At 64.1% G+C, this 343-nt stretch carries 1 protein-coding gene; it reads left to right on the top strand.

Annotated features, from left to right (window positions below):
- Positions 1-116 precede the first annotated feature (116 nt).
- On the top strand, positions 117-343 hold a 227-nt coding region (locus EN852_RS37080), incomplete at its 3' end, for a SufE family protein (RefSeq protein ID WP_189546512.1).

The raw sequence follows: 343 nt of genomic DNA on the forward strand, positions 1-343 counted from the left end.
CCGCTTCGCACTTTTCCTGGAATTGCTCTAACGCCGCGGGCCGGTCCGACCTCTCGACGCCCGCGGCGACTTTCTTTTTCCGTGACGCGGCCGAGCCGGGTCACTATATGCGGACCATGACTACCCCGATCCAGACGATCCGCGACGACTTTTCCCTGCTCGACGAGTGGGAGGACCGCTATCGCTACGTGATCGAGCTCGGCGAAGGCCTGCCGCCTTTTCCTGAGGCGGAGCGCACGGCTGCCAACAAGGTGCCTGGATGCGTGAGCCAGGTTTGGCTCACCACAGAGCAGGGAGCGGGTGCCGATCCGGTGATCAGCTTCCAGGGCGATTCGGACGCCCA

The organism is Mesorhizobium sp. M2E.F.Ca.ET.209.01.1.1 (genome assembly GCF_004010375.2).
Lineage (GTDB): Bacteria > Pseudomonadota > Alphaproteobacteria > Rhizobiales > Rhizobiaceae > Mesorhizobium.